Source organism: Bacillus sp. RC240 (assembly GCF_044907945.1).
In the GTDB taxonomy this organism is placed as follows: Bacteria; Bacillota; Bacilli; order Bacillales; family Bacillaceae_G; genus Bacillus_A; species Bacillus_A mycoides.
This window is the reverse complement of the sequence record NZ_JBIYCT010000003.1, coordinates 586672-610437: the sequence shown is the minus strand read 5'-3', so window position 1 is coordinate 610437 and position 23766 is coordinate 586672. Positions and strand designations below refer to the sequence as shown.

26 protein-coding genes and 1 riboswitch are annotated in these 23766 nt (G+C 35.2%); of the genes, 8 read left to right on the top strand and 18 right to left on the bottom strand.

Annotated elements, in window-relative coordinates; all coding sequences use genetic code 11:
- Positions 1–79 precede the first annotated feature (79 nt).
- On the top strand, positions 80–241 hold the full coding sequence (locus tag ABH955_RS14875; RefSeq protein ID WP_404446343.1) for a hypothetical protein: 162 nt from the start codon (positions 80–82) through the stop codon (positions 239–241).
- 165 nt (positions 242–406) lie between these two features.
- On the opposite strand, the gene ABH955_RS14870 is transcribed toward ABH955_RS14875, so the two are convergent.
- Entirely contained in the window at positions 407–982 is a 576-nt protein-coding gene (locus tag ABH955_RS14870) for a TetR/AcrR family transcriptional regulator (RefSeq protein ID WP_404455634.1), read from the bottom strand.
- Between the two features lie 142 nt (positions 983–1124).
- Between ABH955_RS14870 and ABH955_RS14865 the strand changes: the two genes are divergently transcribed.
- Positions 1125–2600 carry an MDR family MFS transporter gene (locus ABH955_RS14865; RefSeq protein ID WP_404491264.1) on the top strand — a complete coding sequence of 492 codons (1476 nt, stop codon included), beginning with the start codon at positions 1125–1127 and terminating at the stop codon, positions 2598–2600.
- Positions 2601–2643: 43 nt separating this feature from the next.
- Here the strand turns inward: ABH955_RS14865 and ABH955_RS14860 are convergent, their stop codons facing one another.
- The 4 genes from ABH955_RS14860 to ABH955_RS14845 form a co-directional block, all read right to left on the bottom strand.
- Positions 2644–3171, bottom strand: a complete 528-nt coding sequence (locus tag ABH955_RS14860; protein ID WP_016126645.1) for a permease — start codon at positions 3169–3171, stop codon at positions 2644–2646.
- Complete coding sequence (locus ABH955_RS14855; protein ID WP_002140612.1) at positions 3168–3650, bottom strand: hypothetical protein; 483 nt, start codon at positions 3648–3650, stop codon at positions 3168–3170. The genes ABH955_RS14860 and ABH955_RS14855 overlap by 4 nt, the downstream gene beginning before the upstream one ends.
- Positions 3643–3984: a PadR family transcriptional regulator gene (locus ABH955_RS14850; RefSeq protein ID WP_113936656.1), complete on the bottom strand. Its 342-nt coding sequence runs from the start codon at positions 3982–3984 to the stop codon at positions 3643–3645. Before ABH955_RS14850 ends, ABH955_RS14855 begins: the two co-directional genes overlap by 8 nt.
- Before the next feature lie 289 nt (positions 3985–4273).
- Complete coding sequence (locus ABH955_RS14845) at positions 4274–4420, bottom strand: YjcZ family sporulation protein (protein WP_000540380.1); 147 nt, start codon at positions 4418–4420, stop codon at positions 4274–4276.
- A 200-nt stretch (positions 4421–4620) separates the two neighbouring features.
- On the opposite strand from ABH955_RS14845, the gene ABH955_RS14840 reads away from it, so the two are divergent.
- On the top strand, positions 4621–4857 hold the full coding sequence (locus tag ABH955_RS14840; RefSeq protein ID WP_002134711.1) for a hypothetical protein: 237 nt from the start codon (positions 4621–4623) through the stop codon (positions 4855–4857).
- 127 nt (positions 4858–4984) lie between these two features.
- Here the strand turns inward: ABH955_RS14840 and ABH955_RS14835 are convergent, their stop codons facing one another.
- The 6 genes from ABH955_RS14835 to ABH955_RS14810 form a co-directional block, all read right to left on the bottom strand.
- Positions 4985–5290, bottom strand: coding sequence for a hypothetical protein (locus ABH955_RS14835; protein ID WP_404446352.1), 306 nt, complete (start codon positions 5288–5290; stop codon positions 4985–4987).
- A 549-nt stretch (positions 5291–5839) separates the two neighbouring features.
- Positions 5840–5941 carry a YjcZ family sporulation protein gene (locus ABH955_RS14830; protein ID WP_000505688.1) on the bottom strand — a complete coding sequence of 34 codons (102 nt, stop codon included), beginning with the start codon at positions 5939–5941 and terminating at the stop codon, positions 5840–5842.
- 552 nt (positions 5942–6493) lie between these two features.
- Positions 6494–7669: an MFS transporter gene (locus ABH955_RS14825; protein ID WP_002125689.1), complete on the bottom strand. Its 1176-nt coding sequence runs from the start codon at positions 7667–7669 to the stop codon at positions 6494–6496.
- 286 nt (positions 7670–7955) lie between these two features.
- Complete coding sequence (locus ABH955_RS14820; RefSeq protein ID WP_002011018.1) at positions 7956–8267, bottom strand: ArsR/SmtB family transcription factor; 312 nt, start codon at positions 8265–8267, stop codon at positions 7956–7958.
- A 286-nt stretch (positions 8268–8553) separates the two neighbouring features.
- Positions 8554–9033, bottom strand: a complete 480-nt coding sequence (locus ABH955_RS14815) for a hypothetical protein (RefSeq protein WP_404455639.1) — start codon at positions 9031–9033, stop codon at positions 8554–8556.
- A 3-nt stretch (positions 9034–9036) separates the two neighbouring features.
- The gene (locus ABH955_RS14810; protein WP_002064077.1) at positions 9037–9537 is read right to left on the bottom strand and encodes a hypothetical protein; all 501 of its coding nucleotides are present in this window, start codon (positions 9535–9537) and stop codon (positions 9037–9039) included.
- Between the two features lie 313 nt (positions 9538–9850).
- Here ABH955_RS14810 and ABH955_RS14805 point away from each other — a divergent pair, with 313 nt between their 5' ends.
- Positions 9851–9994 (top strand): YjcZ family sporulation protein, encoded by a 144-nt coding sequence (locus tag ABH955_RS14805; RefSeq protein ID WP_080001803.1) that lies wholly within the window; start codon positions 9851–9853, stop codon positions 9992–9994.
- A gap of 216 nt (positions 9995–10210) precedes the next feature.
- Here the strand turns inward: ABH955_RS14805 and dhaQ are convergent, their stop codons facing one another.
- The gene (dhaQ, locus tag ABH955_RS14800; RefSeq protein ID WP_404455642.1) at positions 10211–11209 is read right to left on the bottom strand and encodes a DhaKLM operon coactivator DhaQ; all 999 of its coding nucleotides are present in this window, start codon (positions 11207–11209) and stop codon (positions 10211–10213) included.
- A 19-nt stretch (positions 11210–11228) separates the two neighbouring features.
- Complete coding sequence (gene dhaS, locus ABH955_RS14795) at positions 11229–11795, bottom strand: dihydroxyacetone kinase transcriptional activator DhaS (protein ID WP_000204216.1); 567 nt, start codon at positions 11793–11795, stop codon at positions 11229–11231.
- A 327-nt stretch (positions 11796–12122) separates the two neighbouring features.
- Here dhaS and dhaK point away from each other — a divergent pair, with 327 nt between their 5' ends.
- On the top strand, positions 12123–13874 hold the full coding sequence (gene dhaK, locus ABH955_RS14790) for a dihydroxyacetone kinase subunit DhaK (RefSeq protein WP_404455645.1): 1752 nt from the start codon (positions 12123–12125) through the stop codon (positions 13872–13874).
- A 120-nt stretch (positions 13875–13994) separates the two neighbouring features.
- Here dhaK and ABH955_RS14785 read toward each other — a convergent pair whose 3' ends face one another.
- Both ABH955_RS14785 and ABH955_RS14780 read right to left on the bottom strand, forming a co-directional pair.
- The gene (locus ABH955_RS14785) at positions 13995–14546 is read right to left on the bottom strand and encodes a DUF4352 domain-containing protein (RefSeq protein WP_085309522.1); all 552 of its coding nucleotides are present in this window, start codon (positions 14544–14546) and stop codon (positions 13995–13997) included.
- 242 nt (positions 14547–14788) lie between these two features.
- Positions 14789–14995 (bottom strand): hypothetical protein, encoded by a 207-nt coding sequence (locus tag ABH955_RS14780; RefSeq protein WP_002035364.1) that lies wholly within the window; start codon positions 14993–14995, stop codon positions 14789–14791.
- A 257-nt stretch (positions 14996–15252) separates the two neighbouring features.
- Positions 15253–15359: riboswitch (SAM riboswitch) on the top strand.
- Positions 15360–15442: 83 nt separating this feature from the next.
- On the opposite strand from ABH955_RS14780, the gene ABH955_RS14775 reads away from it, so the two are divergent.
- The gene (locus ABH955_RS14775; RefSeq protein ID WP_404455649.1) at positions 15443–16501 is read left to right on the top strand and encodes an LLM class flavin-dependent oxidoreductase; all 1059 of its coding nucleotides are present in this window, start codon (positions 15443–15445) and stop codon (positions 16499–16501) included.
- Positions 16494–17450, top strand: a complete 957-nt coding sequence (locus tag ABH955_RS14770; protein ID WP_404455652.1) for an ATP-grasp domain-containing protein — start codon at positions 16494–16496, stop codon at positions 17448–17450. Before ABH955_RS14775 ends, ABH955_RS14770 begins: the two co-directional genes overlap by 8 nt.
- 380 nt (positions 17451–17830) lie before the next feature.
- On the opposite strand, the gene ABH955_RS14765 is transcribed toward ABH955_RS14770, so the two are convergent.
- Complete coding sequence (locus ABH955_RS14765) at positions 17831–17989, bottom strand: hypothetical protein (RefSeq protein ID WP_002087237.1); 159 nt, start codon at positions 17987–17989, stop codon at positions 17831–17833.
- Positions 17989–19083, bottom strand: a complete 1095-nt coding sequence (locus ABH955_RS14760; protein ID WP_404455952.1) for a response regulator aspartate phosphatase — start codon at positions 19081–19083, stop codon at positions 17989–17991. The genes ABH955_RS14765 and ABH955_RS14760 overlap by 1 nt, the downstream gene beginning before the upstream one ends.
- A 617-nt stretch (positions 19084–19700) precedes the next feature.
- On the opposite strand from ABH955_RS14760, the gene ABH955_RS14755 reads away from it, so the two are divergent.
- Positions 19701–22085, top strand: a complete 2385-nt coding sequence (locus ABH955_RS14755) for an immune inhibitor A domain-containing protein (RefSeq protein ID WP_242311204.1) — start codon at positions 19701–19703, stop codon at positions 22083–22085.
- A gap of 634 nt (positions 22086–22719) precedes the next feature.
- Here the strand turns inward: ABH955_RS14755 and ABH955_RS14750 are convergent.
- Positions 22720–23550 carry a VanW family protein gene (locus tag ABH955_RS14750; RefSeq protein WP_044741177.1) on the bottom strand — a complete coding sequence of 277 codons (831 nt, stop codon included), beginning with the start codon at positions 23548–23550 and terminating at the stop codon, positions 22720–22722.
- Positions 23551–23766: the final 216 nt, after the last annotated feature.

The following is a 23766-nucleotide window of genomic DNA, read 5'->3' as shown; positions in this document are numbered from 1 at the left end:
GGTAAAATATATTTAACTGCATATTGTGAGGGTGGGTGGTTATCCCTTCTTTCTATTTGGAAGGAAAGGAGGTGATAATATGGAGTTTTTGTTTGATCTTGTAAAAGAGTTTGTGAAAGCGACTATACGTGAAGTTTCAGCGTATTTTTTGCGGAAGCAACTTCTGGATAAGGACAACAAAAAAACCACTCCGCGTCGTAGGAAGCAAAAGGGTGGGTTCCGCAAAAGAAATAACCTATAATAACTACCACCCTATACGGTAGCAGTTAAGGAAGAGATGTTAGCGCATCCCTTCTTTTATTATACGCAATTTCATTCGATGTCACACTTATATAGTATTCTACGGAAAATATAACATATTCCTATTTTGTGGTCAATTTGATTACATGATCTAAAAGTTGTAATACTATTCCTTTTCAAACTGAAAAATATCCCGATTAATGAGTTGATGGAAGTGCCTATCCATTTCTGCCGCAGAAACTGTTCTTCCGTTTTGGAACCACCACGCACTTAATGAGGTGATCGCCCCTGAATAAAATTCAATGGTTAAATCATTTGGCATCGTATGATTTTTACACAGTTGATTTAACGCTTCTATTTCTTGTTTTCTCGTTTCATGACTTAAATACTGTGTCCGGCTAATAAATTGTTCATCAGATATTTGTGTCTCTAATATTTTACCGATTTCTTCATGGTGTAGAAATTGTTCCATTACTTGAAATGGTTTACTTAATCGATCTGAAACCGGTATTTCAGCAATCATCTTGCCATATCGTTTAAATCCAAATGCTAATAAAGCATCTTTATCTTCAAAATGTTTATAAAAGGTTGTTCGGTGTACCATTGCGCGATCACAAATTTGGTTAATCGTGATAGTACTATATTTCTGCTTTGATTGCGTCATTAATTCAAATAAGGAATCCCACAATAATTTATGTGTACGTCTAATACGTAAATCAAGCTGTTTTTCATTATCGTTCATCTACAATTCTCCTTTTTTGTAGATTAAATATACAATGGCTTTAAATTGATTCTCCTTTTTTAATCTACATATGTATATTATATTACATGTGTTCCGGTGTATTTAAAGATTTTCAAGTAAAAAACAGGAGGAGAATCAATACATGAATATAACAACTAAGAGCCCTGCAAGTGGCAAAGTTGATACTTCTAATATGAAACATACCCCGATTTTAATTGCATTACTTTTAGGGGCAATGGTTGCATTATTAAACGAAACATTACTTGGTAATGCGTTAACTGTATTAATGAAAGAATTCGACGTAACAGCTTCAACGATTCAATGGCTTTCTACAGCTTACATGTTGGTGGTTGGGGTTTTAGTCCCGATTACAGCGTTACTTCAGCAATGGCTCACAACGAGACAAATGTTTTTGATCGCTATGGTAACGTTTTTAGTCGGTACATTAATTGCGGGATTTGCACCGACATTTTCCGTTTTATTAGTCGGCCGTATCGTCCAAGCAGTAGCGACGGGGTTAATTTCACCGTTATTAATGAATACGATTTTAATTATTTGTCTACCTGAAAAACGTGGTGCCACAATGGGATTAATCGCACTTGTGATGATGTCAGCTCCGGCAATTGGTCCTACATTATCAGGAGTAATCGTTGATTCATTAAATTGGCGCTGGTTATTCTACATTGTTATTCCTATCGTGATTATTTCAATTATGATTGGGATGAAGTACATTCAAAATGTTACGGAGTTAACAAGGCCAAAAGTAGATTATCCATCTATTCTTTTATCGACATTAGGATTTGGCGGGCTTGTGTATAGCTTTAGTGCATCGGGTGATGTAGGATGGTCTGATGCGAAAGTGTATGGCACTTTAATTGTTGGGCTTATATCATTATGTATTTTTGTCGTTCGACAATTAAAAATCGAGAATCCAATTTTAGAATTACGTACATTTAAAGTTCCGATGTTTACAATATCAGTTGGATTAATCGTCATTGTGATGATGTCGTTATTTTCAACGATGACTTTATTACCGATGTTCCTACAAACAGTTTTACTCGTTACAGCATTTAAATCAGGACTAATAATGCTTCCAGGAAGTATTATTAGCGCCATAATGGGACCAATCGCAGGTAAACTATTTGATAAATTTAGCCCGAAAGTTGTTATCGTTCCCGGTATTGTGTTAGTAGGTATTGCAATGTTCTTATTTAAAGGCATTACTCCTGATACATCAATGGTACAAATTATTGTCATGCATAGCGTATTAATGGTCGGACTCATGTTTGTAATGACAGCACAAACATATGGATTAAATCAATTAACACCAGATTTATATCCGCACGGAACAGCACTGTTTAATACGTTACAGCAAGTAGCTGGCGCAATTGGTACGGCTATCTTTATTTCGAAAATGTCTTCAGGAACAACTAAGTATATGGAAAGCTCAGCAAATCCAATGGATCCAGTAGAGAAGTTAAACGGTTTAACATCTGGATTCCAAGGCGCATTTACACTAGGGTTAATCTTTATCGTTATTGCTTTTATCGTATCGTTGTTCTTAAAAGAAGAGAAAAAGGAAGTAAAGGCAGCGAGGGTTTTACAGAACGAAAATTAAGGTTCATATTAAAAAGACATCTTTACAAGATAAAGATGTCTTTTTACATTTCTTTCGTAATATCATACTGCAACAACTGCCGTTGATCATAAAACTTCTCAAAAACGATGCCCATTACGTAGAAGAACAACAGACCGAAGCAAATGTGAACGAGCGTAAAGGTAGCTCCGAATGAAGAAAATTCATACACCATAATCGGTAATTTCGCAGTTGTCCAAACACCTAAGAAAAATACGATGTACCTAATACTTGCGCCTTTTTTTAATAGTAGTGCTGCAATCGGAAAGGCAACATAGAGGGGACCAGCTGCAATTCCGCCTAATAATAGAGAGAATAATATTCCATATATGCCGGACTTTTCTCCCATATATTTCATTAGCGTTTCTTTCTTCACCCACTGATCAAGTAACCCTACAAATATTAGGACAGGGGGGAGTAGAAACAACATATCTAAAATGCTATTCCCCGTTAATTGTAATGCGCTCCATCCTAAAGATTGGTTTATAAAAGTTAGAATGATAAGTCCAATCAGCAAAATGAAAAAGAAGCGATATCTTTTTAGTTCTTTCATACCATCACCACCCAAATGATATAGGAGAATAGGAGTGACATGAGTAATGCAGATGCATTACGAGCGTAAGCAAAGCTTCGTCCGAATATCTTTTGTTCCATCGGCAAGGTTGTAATTCCTACTGACATTAGTGTAGACATGAGTGCCGCAACTTGAGGAAGACCTGCGCCGTGCTGTACTAACGTATTACCAAGTGGGAACACGATAAAGCTTGGGATAAGTGCCACAGATCCGAGTAGTGCTGAATAAATAATACCTAAAAATCCAGACTGTTCTCCAATGATGGAAGAGATGAAGGACGGCGTTAAGATAGAAAGTGATAGTCCAACGAAAAGCATAATGGAGAGCATGGCAGGGAGGAGGTTTTGAAATATTTTCCATGATTTTAATAGGGCAGCTTTCGTTTTATTCCGATCCTTCATAAAAGAAATCCCAGTAAGAATAATGGCCAAAGTGTAAAGGATAGCACCATTAATCATGATTAGATTCCTTTAAGTCTTTATATTTGTCTAAGAAAAATGATAAGTTTTTCATTTTTTCCTCAATATCCATTTGAAAATCCGCTAATTGTTCTTTTCCGGCTATAGTAATTTTGTACATCTTTCTCGGCTTATCTGGAACGGATGTACTTACATAAGATTCAATCGCACCTTCGTTTTCTAATTTCTTCAGCGTGCGGTAAAGGATGGCACTATCGATTGGATTGACCGGAAGTTCTTCCACGCATTTCTGAAGTAGCTGCCCGCCATAGTTATCGCCTTCTGCTAAAAATAACAAAAGAAATGCACCTGTATGTCTTCCTGTATGCTTCATAAGTATACCTCCTAGAATATATACTGTTAATGACAGTATACTGTTGTTAACAGTATATGGTGCATGAAGTGCTATGTCAATTTAAAAATGTTACTGAGGAGAAATGGCAATTCATGTTTTAATCTTGTTAAATAACAAAATAAAAGCCTACTGTTTTCTTGTGACAGTGGCTTTCATAGTTGGTAAACTACTATATTACGCTTAGGGAATCTCGCCTTTTGATAGTAACACATATATGTTAGCCCTATATTGAGAAATAAAAAAAAGACACTCTCAAGAGTGCCTCTTATTAGCAGCCGAATCCGCCGCCCCAACAGCTAGCTCCAACGATGATTAATAAGATAAAGAGCACAACAAGTAAGGCGAATCCACCGCCAAAACCACAGCCTCCACCACAACTACCACCATAGCCTCCACAACTACCACCATAGCCCATATTAACTCCTCCTTCCATAAAGTCCATATATTAATGGATTTATATCACTTTATGTTTTTACGGATAAACTTGAGCAGGTCCTTTTGAAAAAATAAAAGTACTCGGTATTTTAAAAGAGTTGACGAACTTATTTTTGTCACGAGTATTCCGCTTATTACATATGGTATTTTATTCTGTGCATTGGGGGAAAGGAGATCGTTATGGCTAATTCTGAGATGATATTACGTTTACTTACGGATTTAAAGATTGAGCAGCAAGCTTTAAAAGAACAGCTGGAGAAAATGCAAACAGCTTTGAGTATTCTTGAAGAAAAACCAACTATTCTTGAAGAGAAATCAGCTACTCTTCAAGAGAAACCAGTTGTTACAAAGCAACGTGGACATTCTGGGTTTCCAACATCTTTTCGTGATTGGAGAGCATCTTCTCAAAAGAACTAAGGAATCCTATTATAGTGAGTTATACAAAATCACAAATGAAAAAGTACAGTCTACTGTAGTTAATACAGAGGCTGTACTTTTTGTTATGTTAGTATAAGTTGTGATAGGCGGTTTGTATTTTCTTTGACTATTCCACCTTTAACTCGATCCCTTCATCCAGCATATCTCCATTAATTTTCAAAGTTAATCCTTGCGTATTTTTCGGTACATCTAATGAATCGGCAGAGCGTATTGATATGTATACATCAGAAGAATCTCCATGGGTGGGAAGTTCTTTTTGAGAATCCTTGTTGCTAAGTTCATCATTTTTTGTTTCTTTAGAAGTCTCCTGTTCGTTTTTCGTGTTACTGCTAGATGTATCATGTGAACTGCAAGCTGATAGTCCAAATAAGAATGTGCTACATAATAATGATGTTAATAACTTTTTGTTCATAGTTTGTTCCTCCAAAATAAAAGTACTTTCATGGGTGCCATAATGATTTAATAAATCTATATTTTTCTTTATATGTATTAGATGTTACATTTTATTATATTTATTTTGGGATAAAAAGGAAACTTGATGCAAATAAACAAGACACTTTGCAGTGTCTTGTTTATTTAAGTTATGCGCATTACTTAATAAGACGTTAGTTACTCATCCTGAACATGAGTAACTATGTAGGGTAGTTTAATTATAACATTTTAACCAGTAATGGGTCTATATGGAATTTTTAATATTTATTTTTAATTATTCAGAATGATACACGTGGTGAAAGGTATATATTATCTATAATAATTGTATATATAACTAGCCTTGTAATGAGTTTCTACTATATTTGAAATTGAAATATAAATGAAAAGAAAAGCACAAAGAAGGGGCTGTGGAATATGGGCGCTTGGGGAACTGGATTATTTGTATGTCACACTAAAGACCGAAAGTGATGAAGAGCTTTTTATTACAAAGAAAAGACACCCATATAAGAGTGTCTTTTCCGATAGTTTTTTAGCAGAAGCAAGAAGCTCCAACAATGATCAATAAAATAAACAATACAACTAGTAAAGCAAAGCCGCCGCCACAACTACTACAACTACCACCAAATCCCATAATAGTTCCTCCTTTAATAAGAGGGGAAAACAAGGGGTCACTCATGTATTTTAACGGATTCAATTTACTTTATGTTTTTTACGCAATAATTGAGCAGGTCCTTTTGAAAAATAAAGAAAAGACACCCTAAGGTGCCTTTCTCCGACTTGAACCATCTTAATTTTAATAATATTGGACTCCCGTCCAAATATTATTTTACCATGTTAATTTGTTTTTGGAAATATTCCATATCGATAATTACAATACACGTTTTAGTTTTTGAATTATTTATCTTTCTAAAAGTTGAAATTAATAAGAACCCCATAAATGATAAACCATTCCACTAACGAAAAACACTAATCCTAAAAACAAAACAATTAAAGCAAGTACTCCATTTTGATTATGTTCCATAAAACTAGCTCCTTTTAGATTTATAGTTGTTTATTCTTTCATACAAAAAAGCCTTTAGTCGTAATTATGGCTAAAGGCTTTGATCATTATACTTTTCACATTATAAAATCTTATGAGAAGAATTTATAATGTTTTTTTATCAAATTTGAAACTGAAAATGTACTAGCTTGATAATGAAGCTTGGCTATTAGAATTGAAAAATTTTAGTTTTATTATAATTAATAGAAATGAGAGTAGTGTGAAAATGAATCCGCTCCAAATAAGTTGGTGAATACCTAAGTTTGAAATGAACCAGCCTCCAATAGTTGTTCCTAGAGTAATTCCGAGATTGGAGAACGAAACGAATAGACTATTACCAAATTCAGGTGCTTCTTTTGCTTCGCTTATTAACCATGTTTGACCAACAATTAATCCACCAGCATGTACGATTCCCCAAATGAATACGATAAAAATCATTGGAACAAGGTAGGAACCTAAATAATAAACCAATATGTAAACAATAGAATATAGGATAGGGAATAATATTACTGTATTTACTATACTTTTTTGCAGGAGACTACCAAATAAATGATTACCTAAAATCATAACTATACCAAATATGAATAGCATGATACTGATGAGAGATCCATTCATGGAAGTTACTTTGGCAAGGTACTCAGCGAAGTAGCTGTATACGGAAAACATCGCTGCAAAAAGGAATGTGACGGTTAAAATATTTAACCATAATCCTGGTTTGCCGAGTATACGAATTTGTTTGCCGAAAGACATTTTTTCTTTAACAGGCATAGAAGGAAGTAGGATTAGTATTCCAATGAATGCAAGAGTGTTAACAAGCGCTCCGAATAAGAAAGCAATTTCGAGTGAAAATTGGTCCGCAAGGTAAGAGGTTAGTGGTACACCTAAAGCAAAGCCAACAGTAATTCCCATGAAAACTTTTGTAACCGCTTGACCGCTCTTTTCTGGAGGGACAAGTTTAGCAGCTGTTACAAGAGCGATTGAAAAGAAGAGTGGATGAAGTGCTGCCGGTAAAATACGAAAAATAAGCATGATTTCAAATTGTGTTGTATAAGCGTAGATTATATTTGAAATAACAAATATGAAAATTGCTGATAATAAAATTATTTTGCGATTAATACTAGAGACGAGCAGAATTAAAAACGGACCAGAAATAGCAACAACTAGTGCAAATATACTTACTAAAAATCCAGCTTGTGTAGTTGAAATTCCAAATTTTTGAGTGATTTGTGGTAATACGCCGACAATACCCATCTCGGTAGTAATAATTCCGAACACACCTATTGCGAGTGTCAGAATAAGTAAAGGATTTACTTTTTTCATTTATAAAACTCTCCATTCGTATCAGTATTTTGAAAGTAAATTCATTAACAAAGAAGCATTATTACAAGTATGATTGGATGCCAATATTATCAGGACTATGTAATTTTAAATACAATAACAGATATCTAAATAACTAGATATGATATGTTAAAAAATTTTCTCCTTTCTATGTTTCTTGCTTTTATAGGTAGTGCAATCTTATAAAAAGTAATTGGATACCCGTAAAAAGCAGAATGTGTGAAAGCTAATAATCAATTGATATGCAGATTGATTATTAGCTTTCATTTTATAATTCGTTTTGAACGTATTCAGAAAACTCTCGTATTGTTTTTTCATTTCGGCGATAGTAGGTCCATTTTCCAATTCGGTCAGAGTCTAGTAGTCCTGCTTTTTTCATAGTTAATAAATAACTAGAAATAACCGATTGGGCTAAGCCAGTTTTAAGCTGGATATCTCCTACGCACACTCCAACTTGAAAGTTAAGGCCTTGCTCTAGATAAGGTTTTTCATCGAAATGGTTTTCTGGATTTTTCAACCATGATAAAATTTGACATCTTGTTTCATTTGACAATGCTTTATAAATTAATAAAGGTTCCATAAGGATATTATATCTACTTTTATAGATTTGTAAATGGGTTTTGGTGATTTTAAGGGGAGAAGGTATATGTAGATTCTTTTAAATCTGAATGAGATGCTCTAGTAATAGGGCTTGTTTTTTCTTCGTTTGCTGTTATATAGTATGTTTGTCAACGGCAAGAAGTAGCAGGACAATAATATTAAATTGGCTGCCATTCGCAGGAATTTAAATTCATCTAATATTTTCGAATATACATAAAATATTCAAATTAAAAAAGAATGCTGATATTAATACCAGCATTCCTTTTTTAATTTCTGTCAGGATCTTTAGTGTGTGCTACAAATAAGCCTTCAGATATACAAAGTTGCTCAACTAGTTTTAAATCTTTCGATTCAAAACTTACATAGGCAAAACAACCATCACCAATTATTATGCCTATTTTTAAATCAGAAAATACTAATATGAGCTTATCTACTTCTGTACACGGTAAAAATTTCAACACATCATCATTAAATTCAGTTATAGATTTTGTGTATTTGCTATAATTTAGGGATTCTACATTATCCAAAATGTAAATATTCTCATCATATAAATATAACTTACTTAAAGCTAAAACACTTTTGTTTAAAATGTTATATTTATTCTGTAGCAATATATTCTCTTCAAAATCAAAATACTTTTCACTCTTTACTATTTTTGGAAAAGTATCTACAACGTAAAAATCGGTATCTTCTTTCTCATAATATTCTTCAATTAACTTTTGAAACAAATCTTTGATTTCACACATTTTTTATCTAAGAACCTTTCCTTTACTATCTAAAGTAGCTTCCTTTTTTCCTTTTGGACTTATCAACTTCCATGCACTTCCTCCATGAGGGTTACCAGACCTTTCTTTAGAAATAGACCATCCTGATTTAGGATCTTTAAATAGTTGACCTGATACCCTTTGAGTAAACTTAGACATATTAATATGTCTAGATCCAGCTTTTAATGCCACTGGAACAAGGCGCATAATCGCAGCAATAGCAACTGGAATTAAAGGTAGTGCATACTGTACGCCATGTTCAGGAAGACCTTCAGTACCTTGTAGATTAGATTGCTCTAACTCACTGTAATCATTCACTTCAAAATTATTTTCAAATGAAACATCGTTATTGTACTCTAATTCGTAAGTGCTTTCAATTTTATTTTCATAATTAGATACTTCTGCAAATCCCTTCTCAGGTGCAATTGTTGTAATCCCTAAAGCAAATGCTGAAGCGATTAGAAGTGGTTTAATAAATCTTTTCAATTAATTCATCCCCTTGTAATTTTTTGCTATACAACCAAATATTAAACTTAATAGGATTTCATTACTAGTCTAGTTGTTTATGTATTTTTTTTATATAATTACCTTGTAAATAAATGTAAACTTAATGAAGTGTATGGTTGTGAATTTTCAGAAAAAATAATTCGAACTACAATAATATTGGATAGCAGTTTAATACATAAAATGTGGTTATCAAGTCGGAGGAAGGCACCTTAGGGTTTCTGTTCTTTTTTTCTTAAAGGACCTGCTCAATTAATGCTTAAAAATATAAAGTAAACTCAATCCGTTAAAATACATGTGTGACCTTGCATTTCCCCTCCTACTCAAAGGAGAGATTGGTGGTAGTTGCGGCGAAGGCTGCGGTTTTGCTGGAGGATTTGCGTTATTAGTTGTACTATTTATTTTATTAATCATAGTTGGAGCCTCTTGCTTCTGCTAAAAAACTATCGGAAAAGTAATATCTTTTAAAAAAGATATTACTTATATAAATTATTTACTTAATGCATCGCCTAATTTCTATTTGAAAATTTCAGGCTTCATTTTACTAACTGATTTATAATTACTATAGAATAAGCCAATGAAAGAGAAGAAGGGCGATGGATATTTATATTGGATAGTATAAACCCCTATATTCGCTGATTAATTTTATTTAATCTTACCAACTACCCACACCAACATCCGCCTTCAACCACTTCACCCAATCCGAATCTTCTATTTTAAGCAAACTGAGCGAAACACCTTTCATATCTAAAGAAGTGAGAAGGGTACCAACCTTTACGAACTTCACATGTAAGCCTTCCAGCTCACATAAACGGCGAATATCGTTTGCGAAAATGTATTGTTCCATTAATGGTGTCGCACCGAGTCCGTTAATGAGGATGGCGAAGTTGTCACCTTTTCTCCAGCGATAAATGCTTTTTAGTTTGTTCATAAGTTCAATCGCTAATATTTCAGAAGAGGATAGTGCTTCTTTGCGGTAACCTTTTTCGCCATGAATACCAACGCCGTAAAAGACTTCATCGTCGTTTAATGTGAATGAAGCTTTTCCTTGTACTGGATCGTTTGCAGGTGAAAGGGCGACTCCTAATGTGTGTAAGTTTTGGATGACAGAACGGCCAAGTGCTGTTAGTTCTTCTAAAGAATGACCGCTCTCAGCGGCCGCGCCTACTATTTTTTGAATGAAAACAGTACCAGCGACGCCGCGTCTTCTTTTATTAAACGAAGCATCATCTTCAATTGAAACGTCGTCATTTACGATGATGTGGTCAATTTGTCTTCCTTCTTCTTTTGCGATTTGTTCTGCCGCTAAAAAGTTTTCTACGTCATCTTTAAAGTTTTTTATGATGAATAAAATACTTTTATCTTTTGGCATTAAGCGAGTTGCCGCCACAATTTGTTCGACTGTAGGGGGAGTGAAGATACTGCTGTTTACTGCCGCTGTAAGCATGCCTTTTCCTACATAACCAATATCAGCTGGTTCATGTCCGCTACCACCGCCGCTTATGATAACAACGTCTTGTTTCAGTTTTTCTATATCTTTTACATAAATGATGTTATTTGTTTCATCGTAATTTACTTTTTCGTTATGTTCAAAATAAAAGCCATGCAGCATATCTTGAACAATATTTTCTACATCATTCATAATCTTTTTCATTGCTTTTGCCACCCTTTAATTACTTTGCTGATTGCTCCAGTAATAGTAGTAATTGATTGTTTATCATATTTTTCATGAGAGAAGACATAATGGACGGATCTACTTCACATTTGCTTTCAATCCAATCTTTTATCGTTCCAACGAAGCCGTGACTATAAAAAGAGGCAATCGTATTTTTTGTCTCATCAGAAAGGCTGAATCCACAGCTCATCGATAGTTCATCAATAATCTTCATATATAAGTTTTTCGTATGCTCAAATAAATAGTGATTAAACGAGTTTTGTTCAATGACTTTAAAAGCGTTTCGGTAAAATTTTTGATTTTCATAAAAGTAATCAAATAATAAATCGAAAATGTTTTCCCACGTTTCATAGTCGAGAAAGTCGATAATGTTTTCTTTCGTTTCTTCTCTATAAATCCAGCTTAATAGTTCGAATTTATCTTTAAAATGATAATAAAAAGTTTGCCTACGCATTTGACAGTGTAACATAATATCGCTCACTGATATTTTATGAAACGACTCTGTTTCCATTAAATACTTCAATGAATTCGCGATTATCTTTTTAGAAATTATAGAAGAGGTCATCTGAATCATCCCTAGAATGTAGTAATATGAAAATCCTATCTATACAGTGAAACTTTAATCAGTGGGGAGGTTCATCCCCCCACTGATTATTAGTTGAACCAATCGGGCATTTACGGGCAGTTGATCTCCCACCTAACTTCTTTGCTTTCACTGCATTTTGAGGTGGGGGTCTTACTGCCCGTTAATGCGGGATAAATGAGAGCGGTGTCTTTAGACAGATTGTCCATTTTGTCCGTTTACTATAAAACGCTTTCATTTTAACATGAGTAGTAAGAAGAAGATTTCAAATATATCACAATATATTAAAGGAATTGAGGGAGAATCACAATGAAAAAGATTATAAACAAACCAGAAACATTAGTAATGGAAATGTGCAATGGAATGGTGATGGCTCATCCAGAGCTTGAGTTTTTGAAAAAATATAAAGTGATTAAAAAGAAAGAAATGAATGAAAATAAAGTAACGTTAATTAGTGGCGGCGGTAGTGGTCATGAGCCAGCGCATGCAGGTCTAGTCGGAAAAGGTATGCTGGATGCGGCAGTGTGCGGAGATGTGTTTGCTTCTCCTTCGCAAATTCAGGTCTATCAAGCAATTAAAGAAACAGCTAGTAAAAAAGGTACGTTATTAATTATTAAAAATTATAGCGGCGATATTATGAATTTCAAAAACGGTGCACATTTAGCGACTGAAGATGGAATTGAAGTCGACTACGTAAAAGTAGACGATGATATTGCGGTAGAAGATAGCCTGTATACAGTAGGACGCCGCGGTGTTGCGGGAGTTATTTTAGTGCATAAAATTGCCGGCGCAGCAGCGGAAGCAGGAATGGATTTAGGAGCGGTGAAAGCTGTAGCGGAAAAAGCAGCGGCTAACGTGCGTACAATCGGTTTAGCATTAACTTCTTGTACAGTTCCAGCAAGTGGATCACCTACTTTTACACTTGCGGAAGATGAAATGGAATACGGCGTAGGTATTCACGGTGAACCAGGTATTAAACGTGAAAAAACGATGTCAGCAGATGAATTAGCTAACCGTATGACAAATGATTTAATAAAAGATTTAGGAGTAAAAGATGGCGAGGAAATTGCGCTTCTTGTAAATGGTTTTGGCGGCACACCACTGCAAGAACTTTATCTATTTAATAATGCAGTTACGAGAGAATTAGCTGCTAGAAATATTAAGATTAATAGAGTATTCGTCGGTAACTATATGACGAGTATCGATATGGCTGGTATGTCTTTAACAGTGATGAAGTTAGATGACGAGCTAAAAACGTTATTATCGAAAGAGTGCAATACACCTGCATTTAAAGTAGATGGACCAGTTGAGAGTGTAGAGTACGTGAATGTGCTTGAAGATGTAGAAGAGACGGAAGTTTCATTTGAACTAGAAACAGCGGAAGAACACGCTGTTATGAAAGATAATGTCATTACATTAAATAACATGATCTATCTAGTTGATAAAATGAGCGACATTATTATTAAAAATGAAGTACCGTTCTGCGAGTTGGATACACATGCAGGTGACGGCGACTTCGGAATGAGTGTGGCAAAAGGATTTAAGCAATTAAAACGTGAGTGGCATTCTATTGTAGATCAAGAGAACGTAACGATCGGATCATTCCTTAACGGTTGTTCAATGATTATTATGGAACATTGCGGCGGTGCTTCTGGTCCAATTTGGGGCGGTGCATTCCGTGCAGCTAGTAAAGAAGCAGGCGAAAAACGTGAGCTAACAGTAAAAGAGTTTGCTGAAATGTTACAAGCAGCACTTCAAGGCATACAATCTATCGGTGAAAGATCATTCGGTAGAGGAGCGGTAGTTGGTGATAAAACACTTGTTGATGCACTTGCTCCATGTGTAGACTCTTGGTTAGCTAGCGCTTCAAACGAAGAAGACATGAAAACTGCCTTTGAAAAAGGAGCAGAAGCAGCGGTTAAAGGCGCAGAGTATACGAAAGAAATCGTAGCTCGCATGGGCCGCGCTGGTACAGTTGGTGAAAGAAGCTTAGGCTATCCAGATGCAGGTGCACATGCACTTGGAGTTATCTTTACGGAGATTGCGGGTAGTTTGAAATAGGAATTAGAAAGTCCCTCTGCCTTAAGGCGGAGGGACTTTTATATAGTTGATATGTAGAAGACTTCTTTCGGTGCTTTTTGCTTATTTGAGAGATTTCTTCAATCAAATTGTATTTGAGACTTAGTTTTTTTGTGATTGCAGCTTATCGATTTTCCAGTGTGCTCCTAGAGATTCTAAAGAGCTTTCAATATAAAACATATATTCATCTGCGGTACTTGTTACTTCAAAAGCTATTTTTAATTCTACCGTTTCATTTGGTTTAACTTGTATATCAGAAGGGTTTTGGTCAAGCACCTTGCCTTCATAGGCCTTTCCGTCTTTTTCATCTTTTAAGTTATATTTTAATTCTGATAGTCCAATCATTTGACCTCGTACATTTTTTACAGAGACATTAACAACGACGGAATCGTTGTTAGCATTTAAATATGCACTTTGAACGGTGGCCGAGTAATAGCCTCCTTTAACACTCTCACCAACTAATAAAATACCTTGTTCTAAGCGGCTCATATCTTCTTTTTCTTCAAAATTTATTAATTCTTCATTTTCATTTTTTGCGGTTGGTTCTTCTATTGGACCATTTTCAACGGCACTATCTTTTTTATCTTGTGTACAAGCAGCCGTAACACTGGCTAATACTAGAATTAAAGTAAGTAATATGAATAATTTCCTCATAAAATTTATCTGTCTCCTTAAGTTTCTCAATTTTGTGCAACTATACATATTATAAAGAGATTCTATTAAGATTAACATAATGTCTCATTATTGGCTCAAAATAGGGGGTCTTTTAGACACCTTATTCTTGTTTTTTATTAATATGATTGGTGTATTTACTCTAGTTGTAGCGAAATCGTCCGTTGTTATCATTCCTACTGTATCATTAATAAACATCTGCATAATATGTAATTAGTATTATTTTATTCTTTAAATATCTCCGGTTTTTCAACTCTAAATGATTGCACCTCACCGCACTCTAAACAAAATGTGGTTAATAGTTTGGAACGTTTCCCTCCTGAAAAGAATCTACTAGATTCATCCTCACAAACATATGCATGATAAGCAGATCCAACCCTTCCTTCTTTAAATGTAGTAGAACCACAATTCTCGCATCGTTTATTTTTCATGTTACTAACACCTCATTTGATTGATATTTATTTTTCTGTGTTTTTAAGATAGAAGTAAAGAAACTTGGTTATAAATGATGTTTTCGACATGATACAACATAGCCCTTTATATATTCGTAGGTAAAACAACATAATACCCTTATAAATCTCTATAACAATATGGTTTTTCATATATCATTTAATGTTTATCGGAAAAATAAGTATTAAAGTATTGAGTTTTATTATTCTGATGATTATAATAAATGGAAATCAAACAATTCTTATGTTGAGAAGTGGAGGGACGGGCCCTATGAAACTTCGGCAACCTCGTTTTAGACGAAAGGTGCCAAATCCTGCAGGTGAAGAAACACCTGAAAGATAAGAGCGGTTCACTTAGTCAAGAAGGCTACTCTTATTTCGATAAGAGTAGCTTTTTTTTATGGCTAAAAGTTAAAGGGGGAATAGGTAGTGGAGTACGGTTTTTGGTTACCGATTTTTGGGGGATGGCTTCGAAATGTAGATGATGAATCTATGCCGCCTACATTTGAGTATGCAAAACAAACAGCGCAAGCGGCAGAACAATTAGGTTTTTCAACAACACTTATAGCAGAATTAAATTTAAATGATATAAAAGGTGTTTCAGCACCAAGTTTAGAAGCATGGACAACTGCGGCAGCACTTGCTGCAGTAACGGATCGATTAGAGATTATGACAGCTGTAAGACCTGGCTTCCACAATCCAGCAGTTACAGCGAAAATGGCAGCGAATATAGATCAATTAAGTAATGGTCGTTTTACATTGAATGTAGTTTCAGCATGGTGGGAAGAAGAAACGAGGCAGTACGGCGGGGTATTTACCGCACATGATGAACGGTATGATCGCACAGAGGAATTTGTAACAGTTTTGAAAGAGCTTTGGAAAAAAGAAGAGTTTTCTTATAAAGGGAACTTTTATGAGCTTCATCATACACATTTAAGTCCAAAACCTGTGCAGAAACAAGGCATTAAGATCTATGCAGGTGGTGAGAGTGAGCGAGGAAAAGAAGTAATTGTAAATCACGCGGATGCATATGTAATGCATGGCGGAACAGTGGAAGAAGTATTTGTGAAAATAGAAGATATGAAGAATCGTAGAAAGAAAGTCACAGAGGAGCCATTGCAGTCATTCGGGCTCGCGGCTTACGTCATTTGTCGTGATACAGAAGAAGAGGCGTTAGAGGAATGGAGACGCATAACGGATGTGAAAGACGATGCTTTAGGTTACGCGGGTTACCAAGATTTTATTAGTAAATCGCATTTGGAACAGCAAGTGAAGCTAAATGATTATTCCGTATCTAATCGCGGGTTACGTCCTAATTTAATCGGAACACCAGAACAAATTGCAGGAAGGATACTTGCTTTTGAAAAAGTGGGTGTTACGTTATTACTTTTACAATTTTCACCGCAGCTTGAAGAAATGAAACGATTTTCTGAAAAAGTGATGCCATTAGTTGAAGCAAAAAGAAAGGAATTGATTACAAATGAGTAAAATTTACATATTACATGAAAATAAGGAATGGACGGATCATTTGGTGAAAAGATTGGAAGAACTGGAGTTACCTTATGAGGAGTGGTTTTTAGATGAAGGAACTGTTTCGTTAGAACAAGAACCTCCCCAAGGTGTTTTTTATAGCCGCATGAGTGCTTCTTCACATACGAGAGGGCATCGATATGCACCTGAGTTGACTGAAGGAGTTCTTGCTTGGTTAGAGGGATACGGGCGAACAGTATTTAATGGATCTCGAGCATTGCGTCTTGAAGTAAGTAAATTGAATCAATATGCAGCATTAAGAAAATTTGGGATACAAGTGCCGAAAACAATTGGTGCTGTTGGCCGTGATCATATAGTAAAAGCAGCAAAGGAGTTAGGGGAAGTACCGTTCATTACAAAGCATAACCGTGCAGGTAAAGGCCTTGGTGTTCAACTGTTTCATTCCATTGATGCTTTAGAACAATATTTGGATGGTCCGACATTTGAAGAACCTATTGATGGAATTACTTTAATCCAGCAATATATTGAAGCGCCAGAACCATATATTACACGTTGTGAGTTTGTAGGCGGTCAGTTTGTATATGCAGTTAAAGTAGATACATCAGAAGGATTTGAGCTTTGCCCGGCAGATGTATGCTCTATTCAAGATGCTTTTTGCCCAGTAGGAGAAGAGAGTAAGAAAGAGTCGTCAACAAAATTTGAAATTATATCGGACTTCCAAGAGCCAATTATTGAAAAGTACAAAGAGTTTTTGAAAGAAAATAAAATTACCGTTGCTGGTATTGAATTTATTCGCAGTTCGGATGGAACAATTTATACGTATGATATTAATACAAACACAAACTATAATTCTGACGCAGAGTCTGTAGCGAATCAATTTGGTATGCTTGAGCTTGCTAAATTCCTTGGAAGAGAATTAGAGAAACAAGTAGAGTCAGTTAAATAATGTTGATTAAAAAATAAGGTTTTGGTGCAAATATAGGAAAAAGAAGAGATAGCACATTTTATCGGTGAAAGATCGTTCGTTAGAGGAGCTGTAGTTGCTGGGAAAAGTTTAGGATACCCTGATGCAGGTTGGGGTTATCTTTACGGAGGCTTCGGGTAGTTTGAAATAGAAATTAGAAGAACCCCTCTACCTTAAGGTGGAGGGGATTTTAAATTTAGTGAAATGGTATATTAATGTGGCTTAGAAGCAAATGATTTCGGTGCGGAGTTCAAGGTTAAATGGGCTGAAGTTAATAAGTAGTCTGCTATATGATGTTTAAAAAAGGGCACTCCATTGAGGGAGTGCCCTTTTCGTAATTCATGATATAGAATCTCTTTATATTACCAGGAGTCACCGTGGCTGGATTGCATGTACATAATTGTACTAGATTTAGTCGAATTAACCTGTTCTTTAGAATCTGATTGTGAAGGGAATGCTAACCCTATAGATAAAGCAGCTGAAAGTGCTAAGCCTAAAATCGTTCCAAAAAGTTTTTTCATTATTTTAACGCTCCTTTTTCGAAAGTTTTTTCTTTAGCTTGATGACTAATATAAAAGTATTTACTAGCTTTTACAGTGTCGTTTTCTTCGTAAAACTTGATTGCTAATTTTTCAGTGTATTCTTGTGTGTAATTAAATAGTTTTTGCTTATCAAAAAATGAGATAGCTTCCCAAGATAATTCTTCGAGAATAGTAGCTGGAACACCTTTATTCATACAATCTAAAATTTTGAAATGATATAGGTATTCTTTATTGTCTAATTGCTCACAAATCGCCAACCCTCGTTCGATCAACTCGGCCGATTGATTAACTTCACCGAGTTTGAAATGTTCTCTAGCTTCAAGGAAAAGGGCTTTAAAATGCTCCGGAGTTTTAGTTGTTACTTCTGATAAGTGTCGAATTGCTAAAGTGGATAAGTTTTGGTTACTATATAAAAAACCTAAATTACTGCGGACTCTTAATATTAGGGAATCCTCATTATTTTTACGTAAAATATCTATTGCAGAATTAAATTTTTCTTCTGCTACAGGGAATTGTTTTATATCAATACATGCTAAACCGTATAAGTTCTCACAAGCGGCAACATTATTTTCATAACCATTATGTTTAGAGAAAATCTCTTTAGCTTTAGTCACATTTTGAATTGCTAATAGAGGTTGATAGGTATGAAGATAGAAGTTAGCAAAACGATAGCTAAACTCGCCTATTTCAAGATCGTCATGAATATGTTGTAATAGCGTTTCGGCTTTTTCGTAGTATTCCCAGGCTTCATTGTTGTTTGAAATTAGTGTGGCGTGAATCCCTTTGAAAAAGTGATAATAATAAGACAACGATTCATTTTTGGGTATATCCAGTGAATCAATTGTCTGGAAGCTTGTTGGTGTAATGCTTAAATGATCAAGCAGAACTTTAAAGCGAAAAGTAAGAAGTGAGTAATGGAATAGTAAATTTGAATCTTCATTAATGCTATTTATGTATTTATCAATTTCGTCTTTTAAGTGTGTTGCTTCTTTTAGGTGCTGGGCACGTATCTCTTGATACCAATTATTTAAAAGTTGTGTGATCATATCTTTTGTTTTTAGGTGACTTACCATCATTCTCCCCACTTTCTACTATGTTTATTTGTATATTGGTATGTATATACTAGCAAGAAATTAAGTGTGATAGAGTGATATATTGAAAGAAAAAAACTTTTTCAATAATTTTCTGATAATTTAAAAGGTAATTAGAATATAAATAGAAAAAGAATTCAATCGGATTCCTTAGGTGGTGATCATTTACTTATTGCAAAAAAGTAAGTGAATCGAGCGAATATGACTATTGCACTTAAAATAAATAACAGCCTTTTTGTAAAGTGAATCTACATAAACTGATTCAAAATTTTATAAGAATCCATATGGAAAGTATTCATTCAAATAACAAACAGCCCGAGTTCCAATGAGGAACTTGGGCTGTTTGTTATTTCTTTGCCTTTCCTAGCACTATTCTATCGCCATCAAAACAAAAGAACGAGTGACCCCACTTTATGGTTATGTGCAAAACATAAACTAGTAGAAGTTTTGTATTTTCTTATCCTACGCATTCCACCCTGCACAAAAAATATTTCTCAATATTTAATTGTTGAAAAACATTGAATATTCTCTATAAAGAGAATATTATGTTGCTATCGGCAAAAAAAACGATAATTTGCAGACACTGGGGAGGAAATGCATTGAAAAAGAATAAGAAGTTAAAACCATTATCAGTTTTAGCAACAGCGGCAGTACTAAGTAGTAGTTTTGCTTTTGGAAGTCATGCGGCGTATGCTGATTCGCCATCATCTCTACCAATAGATGAGCATTTAATACCGGAGGAGCGTTTGGCAGAAGCGCTAAAACAACGGGGCGTAATTGATCAATCTGCATCACAAGCTGAGACGTCAAAGGCTGTCGAAAAATATGTTGAGAAAAAGAAAGGGGAAAACCCTGGTAAAGAAATCTTGACAGGAGATAGTCTTACGCAAGAAGCTTCTGATTTTATGAAAAAAGTAAAAGATGCAAAAATGAAGGAAAATGAACAGGCGCAGCAGCCAACAGTAGGGCCAGTAGCTGGACCAGGTGCGGGATTGAATTCTAGTAAATTAAATGGAAAAGTCCCTACTGCACCAGCGAAGCAAGAAGAGTACAACGGTGCTGTTCGAAAAGATAAAGTACTTGTTTTACTTGTAGAATTTAGCGATTTTAAGCATAACAATATTGATCAAGAGCCAGGATACATGTATTCTAAGGACTTTAATCGTGAACATTATCAAAAAATGTTATTTGGTGATGAACCATTTACGTTATTTGATGGATCGAAGATTAATACATTTAAACAATATTATGAAGAACAATCTGGCGGCAGCTACACAGTTGATGGAACTGTAACGGAATGGCTTACTGTTCCAGGGAAAGCTTCAGATTATGGTGCGGATGCGGGCACTGGTCATGATAACAAAGGTCCTTTAGGGCCGCGCGATCTTGTGAAAGAAGCATTAAAAGCAGCGGTAGCAAAAGGAATTAACTTAGCTGATTATGACCAATATGATCAATACGATCAAAATGGTGATGGAAATAAAAACGAGCCAGATGGCATTATTGATCATTTAATGGTTGTACATGCTGGCGTGGGTCAAGAAGCTGGCGGCGGTAAATTGAAAGATGATGCAATTTGGTCTCATCGTTCAAAACTTGGATCAAAACCATATGCGATTGATGGCACAAAATCTTCTGTTTCGAATTGGGGCGGAAAGATGGCTGCATACGATTATACAATCGAGCCTGAAGATGGAGCGGTTGGTGTGTTTGCGCATGAGTATGGTCATGATTTAGGCTTACCAGATGAGTACGATACGAAGTACTCAGGACAAGGTGAACCTATTGAGTCATGGTCTATTATGAGTGGTGGTAGCTGGGCTGGAAAAATTGCAGGAACAGAGCCAACAAGTTTTTCACCACAAAATAAAGAGTTTTTCCAAAAGAATATGAATGGCAACTGGGCGAATATCGTTGAGGTAGATTATGATAAACTTCGCACGGGAGTCGGTGTTGCAACATATTTAGATCAAAGTGTTACAAAATCAAAACGACCAGGAATCGTTCGTGTTAACTTGCCAGACAAAGATATTAAAAATATCGAAGCGGCATTTGGTAAGAAGTTTTATTACAGCACAAAAGGAAATGACATTCATACAACACTTGAGACACCAGTATTTGACTTAACAAATGCAAAGGATGCTAAGTTCGATTATAAGGCATTCTACGAACTTGAAGCGAAGTATGATTTCCTTGACGTATATGCGATTGCAGAAGATGGAACGAAGGTACGTATTGATAGAATGGGCGAAAAAGATGTAAAAGACGGCGTGGATACAACTAATGGTAAGTGGGTTGATAAATCATACGATTTAAGCCAATTTAAAGGGAAAAAAGTAAAACTGCAATTTGAGTATTTAACAGATATTGCAGTAGCTTATAAAGGATTTGCGTTAGATAATGCTGCATTAACTGTAGATGGAAAAGTTGTTTTCTCAGATGATGCAGAAGGTCAACCAGCAATGACATTAAAAGGATTTACTGTATCTAACGGATTGGAACAGAAAAAAAATAACTACTATGTAGAGTGGAGAAATTACGCTGGTTCTGACACGGCGTTACAACATGCGCGTGGTCCAGTCTTTAATACAGGAATGGTTGTATGGTATGCGGATCAAAGCTTTACAGATAACTGGGTAGGTGTTCATCCAGGTGAAGGATTCTTAGGAGTAGTAGATTCTCATCCAGAGGCAATCGTAGGTACATTAAACGGACAACCGACTGTGAAGAGCAGTACGCGTTATCAAATTGCCGATGCGGCATTCTCATTTGATCAAACGCCAGCATGGAGAGTAGATTCGCCAACTCGCGGTATCTTTGACTATAAAGGATTACCAGGCGTTGCAAAATTTGATGACTCTAAGCAGTACATCAACAGTGCAATTCCAGATGCAGGACGTAAGTTGCCGAAACTAGGATTGAAGTTTGAAGTAGTAGGTCAAGCTGAAGACAAATCTGCAGGTGCAGTTTGGATTCATCGATAGAATAAGGTGAAACTAAGAGGAGCTGTCCATAAGTTGGTGAAACTGACTTATGGACAGCTCTTTTCTTATTCTAGAAACGTGGCAGTTTAGTTTAGGAACCAGTTCATTGGAAAGGAAGATATAAAATTCATTTTCAATAAAAACGAGAAATAATATCGTCAGATAATTTCCTTTTCCTTCCACATGAGAGATGTAAAACAAAGGGAGAAAGTCAGTAGTGGTCCTGTTATATTCTGCATAGCAGCGATTTATATGTCGAGAAATCAAAATAGATTTATGTAGCATGATTCAAATTAATTGAAATGCATGAGCAAAAATACATTCTCATACGAGATTTTTATTAAATTACAAAATACTTATCAGACTTGATTGTAAGAAATGATAAGTATAATTGTATTGTTATTATCCTTAAGACCATTTAAAGAAGAATTTGATAATTGATTTTTTATGATGTACAGAAAAAATTAATTATCACATCCTTTTATTTTCACACTAGAACCTAAAAAGAGGTTCTGTTACAAAGTTTTTTAACAAGAAAAAGTTATGTTGCAAAAAGGGTTGTGCCTATTAATTATATGAAGAGAGGCATGTAGTGTGTTACTAGACAAAAATACTTGATACACCAAGGTTACCTTCACTTACCCTCCTCATTATTATAAGCTAATAATGGTTCGTACATCATTATAGCGTGATTCTCCGTTACATATTGGTCTTCTATAAACTGTTTCTGTTGATTATATACTTTACGTTGAATAACATTATGTCGTATATAACCACCCCAGTATGCAGATTGGATTGAGTGTTCTTTTTCATATACTTCATATTGATAAAGCTGCGGATGGGCAATTCTCCACTCACCGACTAAATGCTTATCTGTAATATAAAGGTGAAGTTGATACGATTGGTCCGTTTCATTTTTGATTTGTAAATCCAAATAATTATAAGAACAAGTCGCTCCACTTCCAAATGGTTGGGTCCGCTTGGAATCAGGAAAGACATCAAAACTATGACGATATCGCTCTGTTACTGTCAATGGTGTATGTAAGGTCATCCAATATATTAAATTTGAAAGCTGACAAAGCCCTCCTCCAATGCCTGCTTGAAAAGATCCATAGTGTAGTATCATGCCCTCTACATACCCTTTTCTCCTCGTAGGCTTACCTATTAAACGCCAGTAAGAGAATGTTTCTCCCGGTCTAATGACGATACCATTTAGTTGTTTAATAGCAATCTTCAAATTAACAACTTTATTCTGTTGATACCACATATCTACATCTTTGAGCTTACGAAGTAGTATCGTTCGGTGCTGAATCGCAGTATAGGGTAACTTTTCTTGTTGAAATGTTTTTGCATATGTTTTTCCATCTGCTAACCACTGAATGTACCTCTTTGTAGAGTAATACCATGTCCCTAGTAGAATGCGATACTTAGACCGCTGTTTAGGACGTAAGTTCACTAAATTCATTTTATTTCCTCTCTCCATCGTTTTCATATGTTACCATTTCCGTAATTACGATCCCAATCAATTGCCGTATTAATGCCTTTGAATTTACCCAAGTTTTCCCGCACAGAACTGTAATATTAATTGTCGTATTCTCTCGTTTTTTAACTACATTCTTATATGTATATCCATCAATGAATTGTACTTTTCTTAGCTGCATAGTAATTAATATAAATAGAT

What these genes read in the sequence shown, in the direction of transcription:
- ABH955_RS14875 (WP_404446343.1), top strand. Translation starts at nt 80, where the DNA reads ATGGAGTTTTTGTTTGATCTTGTAAAAGAGTTTGTGAAAGCGACTATA.
- ABH955_RS14870 (WP_404455634.1), bottom strand. Translation starts at nt 982, where the DNA reads ATGAACGATAATGAAAAACAGCTTGATTTACGTATTAGACGTACACAT.
- ABH955_RS14830 (WP_000505688.1), bottom strand. Translation starts at nt 5,941, where the DNA reads ATGGGATTTGGTGGTAGTTGTAGTAGTTGTGGCGGCGGCTTTGCTTTA.
- ABH955_RS14760 (WP_404455952.1), bottom strand. Translation starts at nt 19,083, where the DNA reads ATGGTAAGTCACCTAAAAACAAAAGATATGATCACACAACTTTTAAAT.
- ABH955_RS14750 (WP_044741177.1), bottom strand. Translation starts at nt 23,550, where the DNA reads ATGAATTTAGTGAACTTACGTCCTAAACAGCGGTCTAAGTATCGCATT.
- dhaS (WP_000204216.1), bottom strand. Translation starts at nt 11,795, where the DNA reads ATGACCTCTTCTATAATTTCTAAAAAGATAATCGCGAATTCATTGAAG.
- ABH955_RS14815 (WP_404455639.1), bottom strand. Translation starts at nt 9,033, where the DNA reads ATGTGTGAAATCAAAGATTTGTTTCAAAAGTTAATTGAAGAATATTAT.
- ABH955_RS14805 (WP_080001803.1), top strand. Translation starts at nt 9,851, where the DNA reads ATGTGTGACCTTGCATTTCCCCTCCTACTCAAAGGAGAGATTGGTGGT.
- ABH955_RS14765 (WP_002087237.1), bottom strand. Translation starts at nt 17,989, where the DNA reads ATGAAAAAACTTTTTGGAACGATTTTAGGCTTAGCACTTTCAGCTGCT.
- ABH955_RS14860 (WP_016126645.1), bottom strand. Translation starts at nt 3,171, where the DNA reads ATGAAAGAACTAAAAAGATATCGCTTCTTTTTCATTTTGCTGATTGGA.
- ABH955_RS14865 (WP_404491264.1), top strand. Translation starts at nt 1,125, where the DNA reads ATGAATATAACAACTAAGAGCCCTGCAAGTGGCAAAGTTGATACTTCT.
- ABH955_RS14855 (WP_002140612.1), bottom strand. Translation starts at nt 3,650, where the DNA reads ATGATTAATGGTGCTATCCTTTACACTTTGGCCATTATTCTTACTGGG.
- ABH955_RS14840 (WP_002134711.1), top strand. Translation starts at nt 4,621, where the DNA reads ATGGCTAATTCTGAGATGATATTACGTTTACTTACGGATTTAAAGATT.
- ABH955_RS14850 (WP_113936656.1), bottom strand. Translation starts at nt 3,984, where the DNA reads ATGAAGCATACAGGAAGACATACAGGTGCATTTCTTTTGTTATTTTTA.
- ABH955_RS14780 (WP_002035364.1), bottom strand. Translation starts at nt 14,995, where the DNA reads ATGAAAAATAAACGATGCGAGAATTGTGGTTCTACTACATTTAAAGAA.
- dhaK (WP_404455645.1), top strand. Translation starts at nt 12,123, where the DNA reads ATGAAAAAGATTATAAACAAACCAGAAACATTAGTAATGGAAATGTGC.
- ABH955_RS14835 (WP_404446352.1), bottom strand. Translation starts at nt 5,290, where the DNA reads ATGAACAAAAAGTTATTAACATCATTATTATGTAGCACATTCTTATTT.
- ABH955_RS14825 (WP_002125689.1), bottom strand. Translation starts at nt 7,669, where the DNA reads ATGAAAAAAGTAAATCCTTTACTTATTCTGACACTCGCAATAGGTGTG.
- ABH955_RS14770 (WP_404455652.1), top strand. Translation starts at nt 16,494, where the DNA reads ATGAGTAAAATTTACATATTACATGAAAATAAGGAATGGACGGATCAT.
- ABH955_RS14785 (WP_085309522.1), bottom strand. Translation starts at nt 14,546, where the DNA reads ATGAGGAAATTATTCATATTACTTACTTTAATTCTAGTATTAGCCAGT.
- ABH955_RS14845 (WP_000540380.1), bottom strand. Translation starts at nt 4,420, where the DNA reads ATGGGCTATGGTGGTAGTTGTGGAGGCTATGGTGGTAGTTGTGGTGGA.
- ABH955_RS14820 (WP_002011018.1), bottom strand. Translation starts at nt 8,267, where the DNA reads ATGGAACCTTTATTAATTTATAAAGCATTGTCAAATGAAACAAGATGT.
- dhaQ (WP_404455642.1), bottom strand. Translation starts at nt 11,209, where the DNA reads ATGAAAAAGATTATGAATGATGTAGAAAATATTGTTCAAGATATGCTG.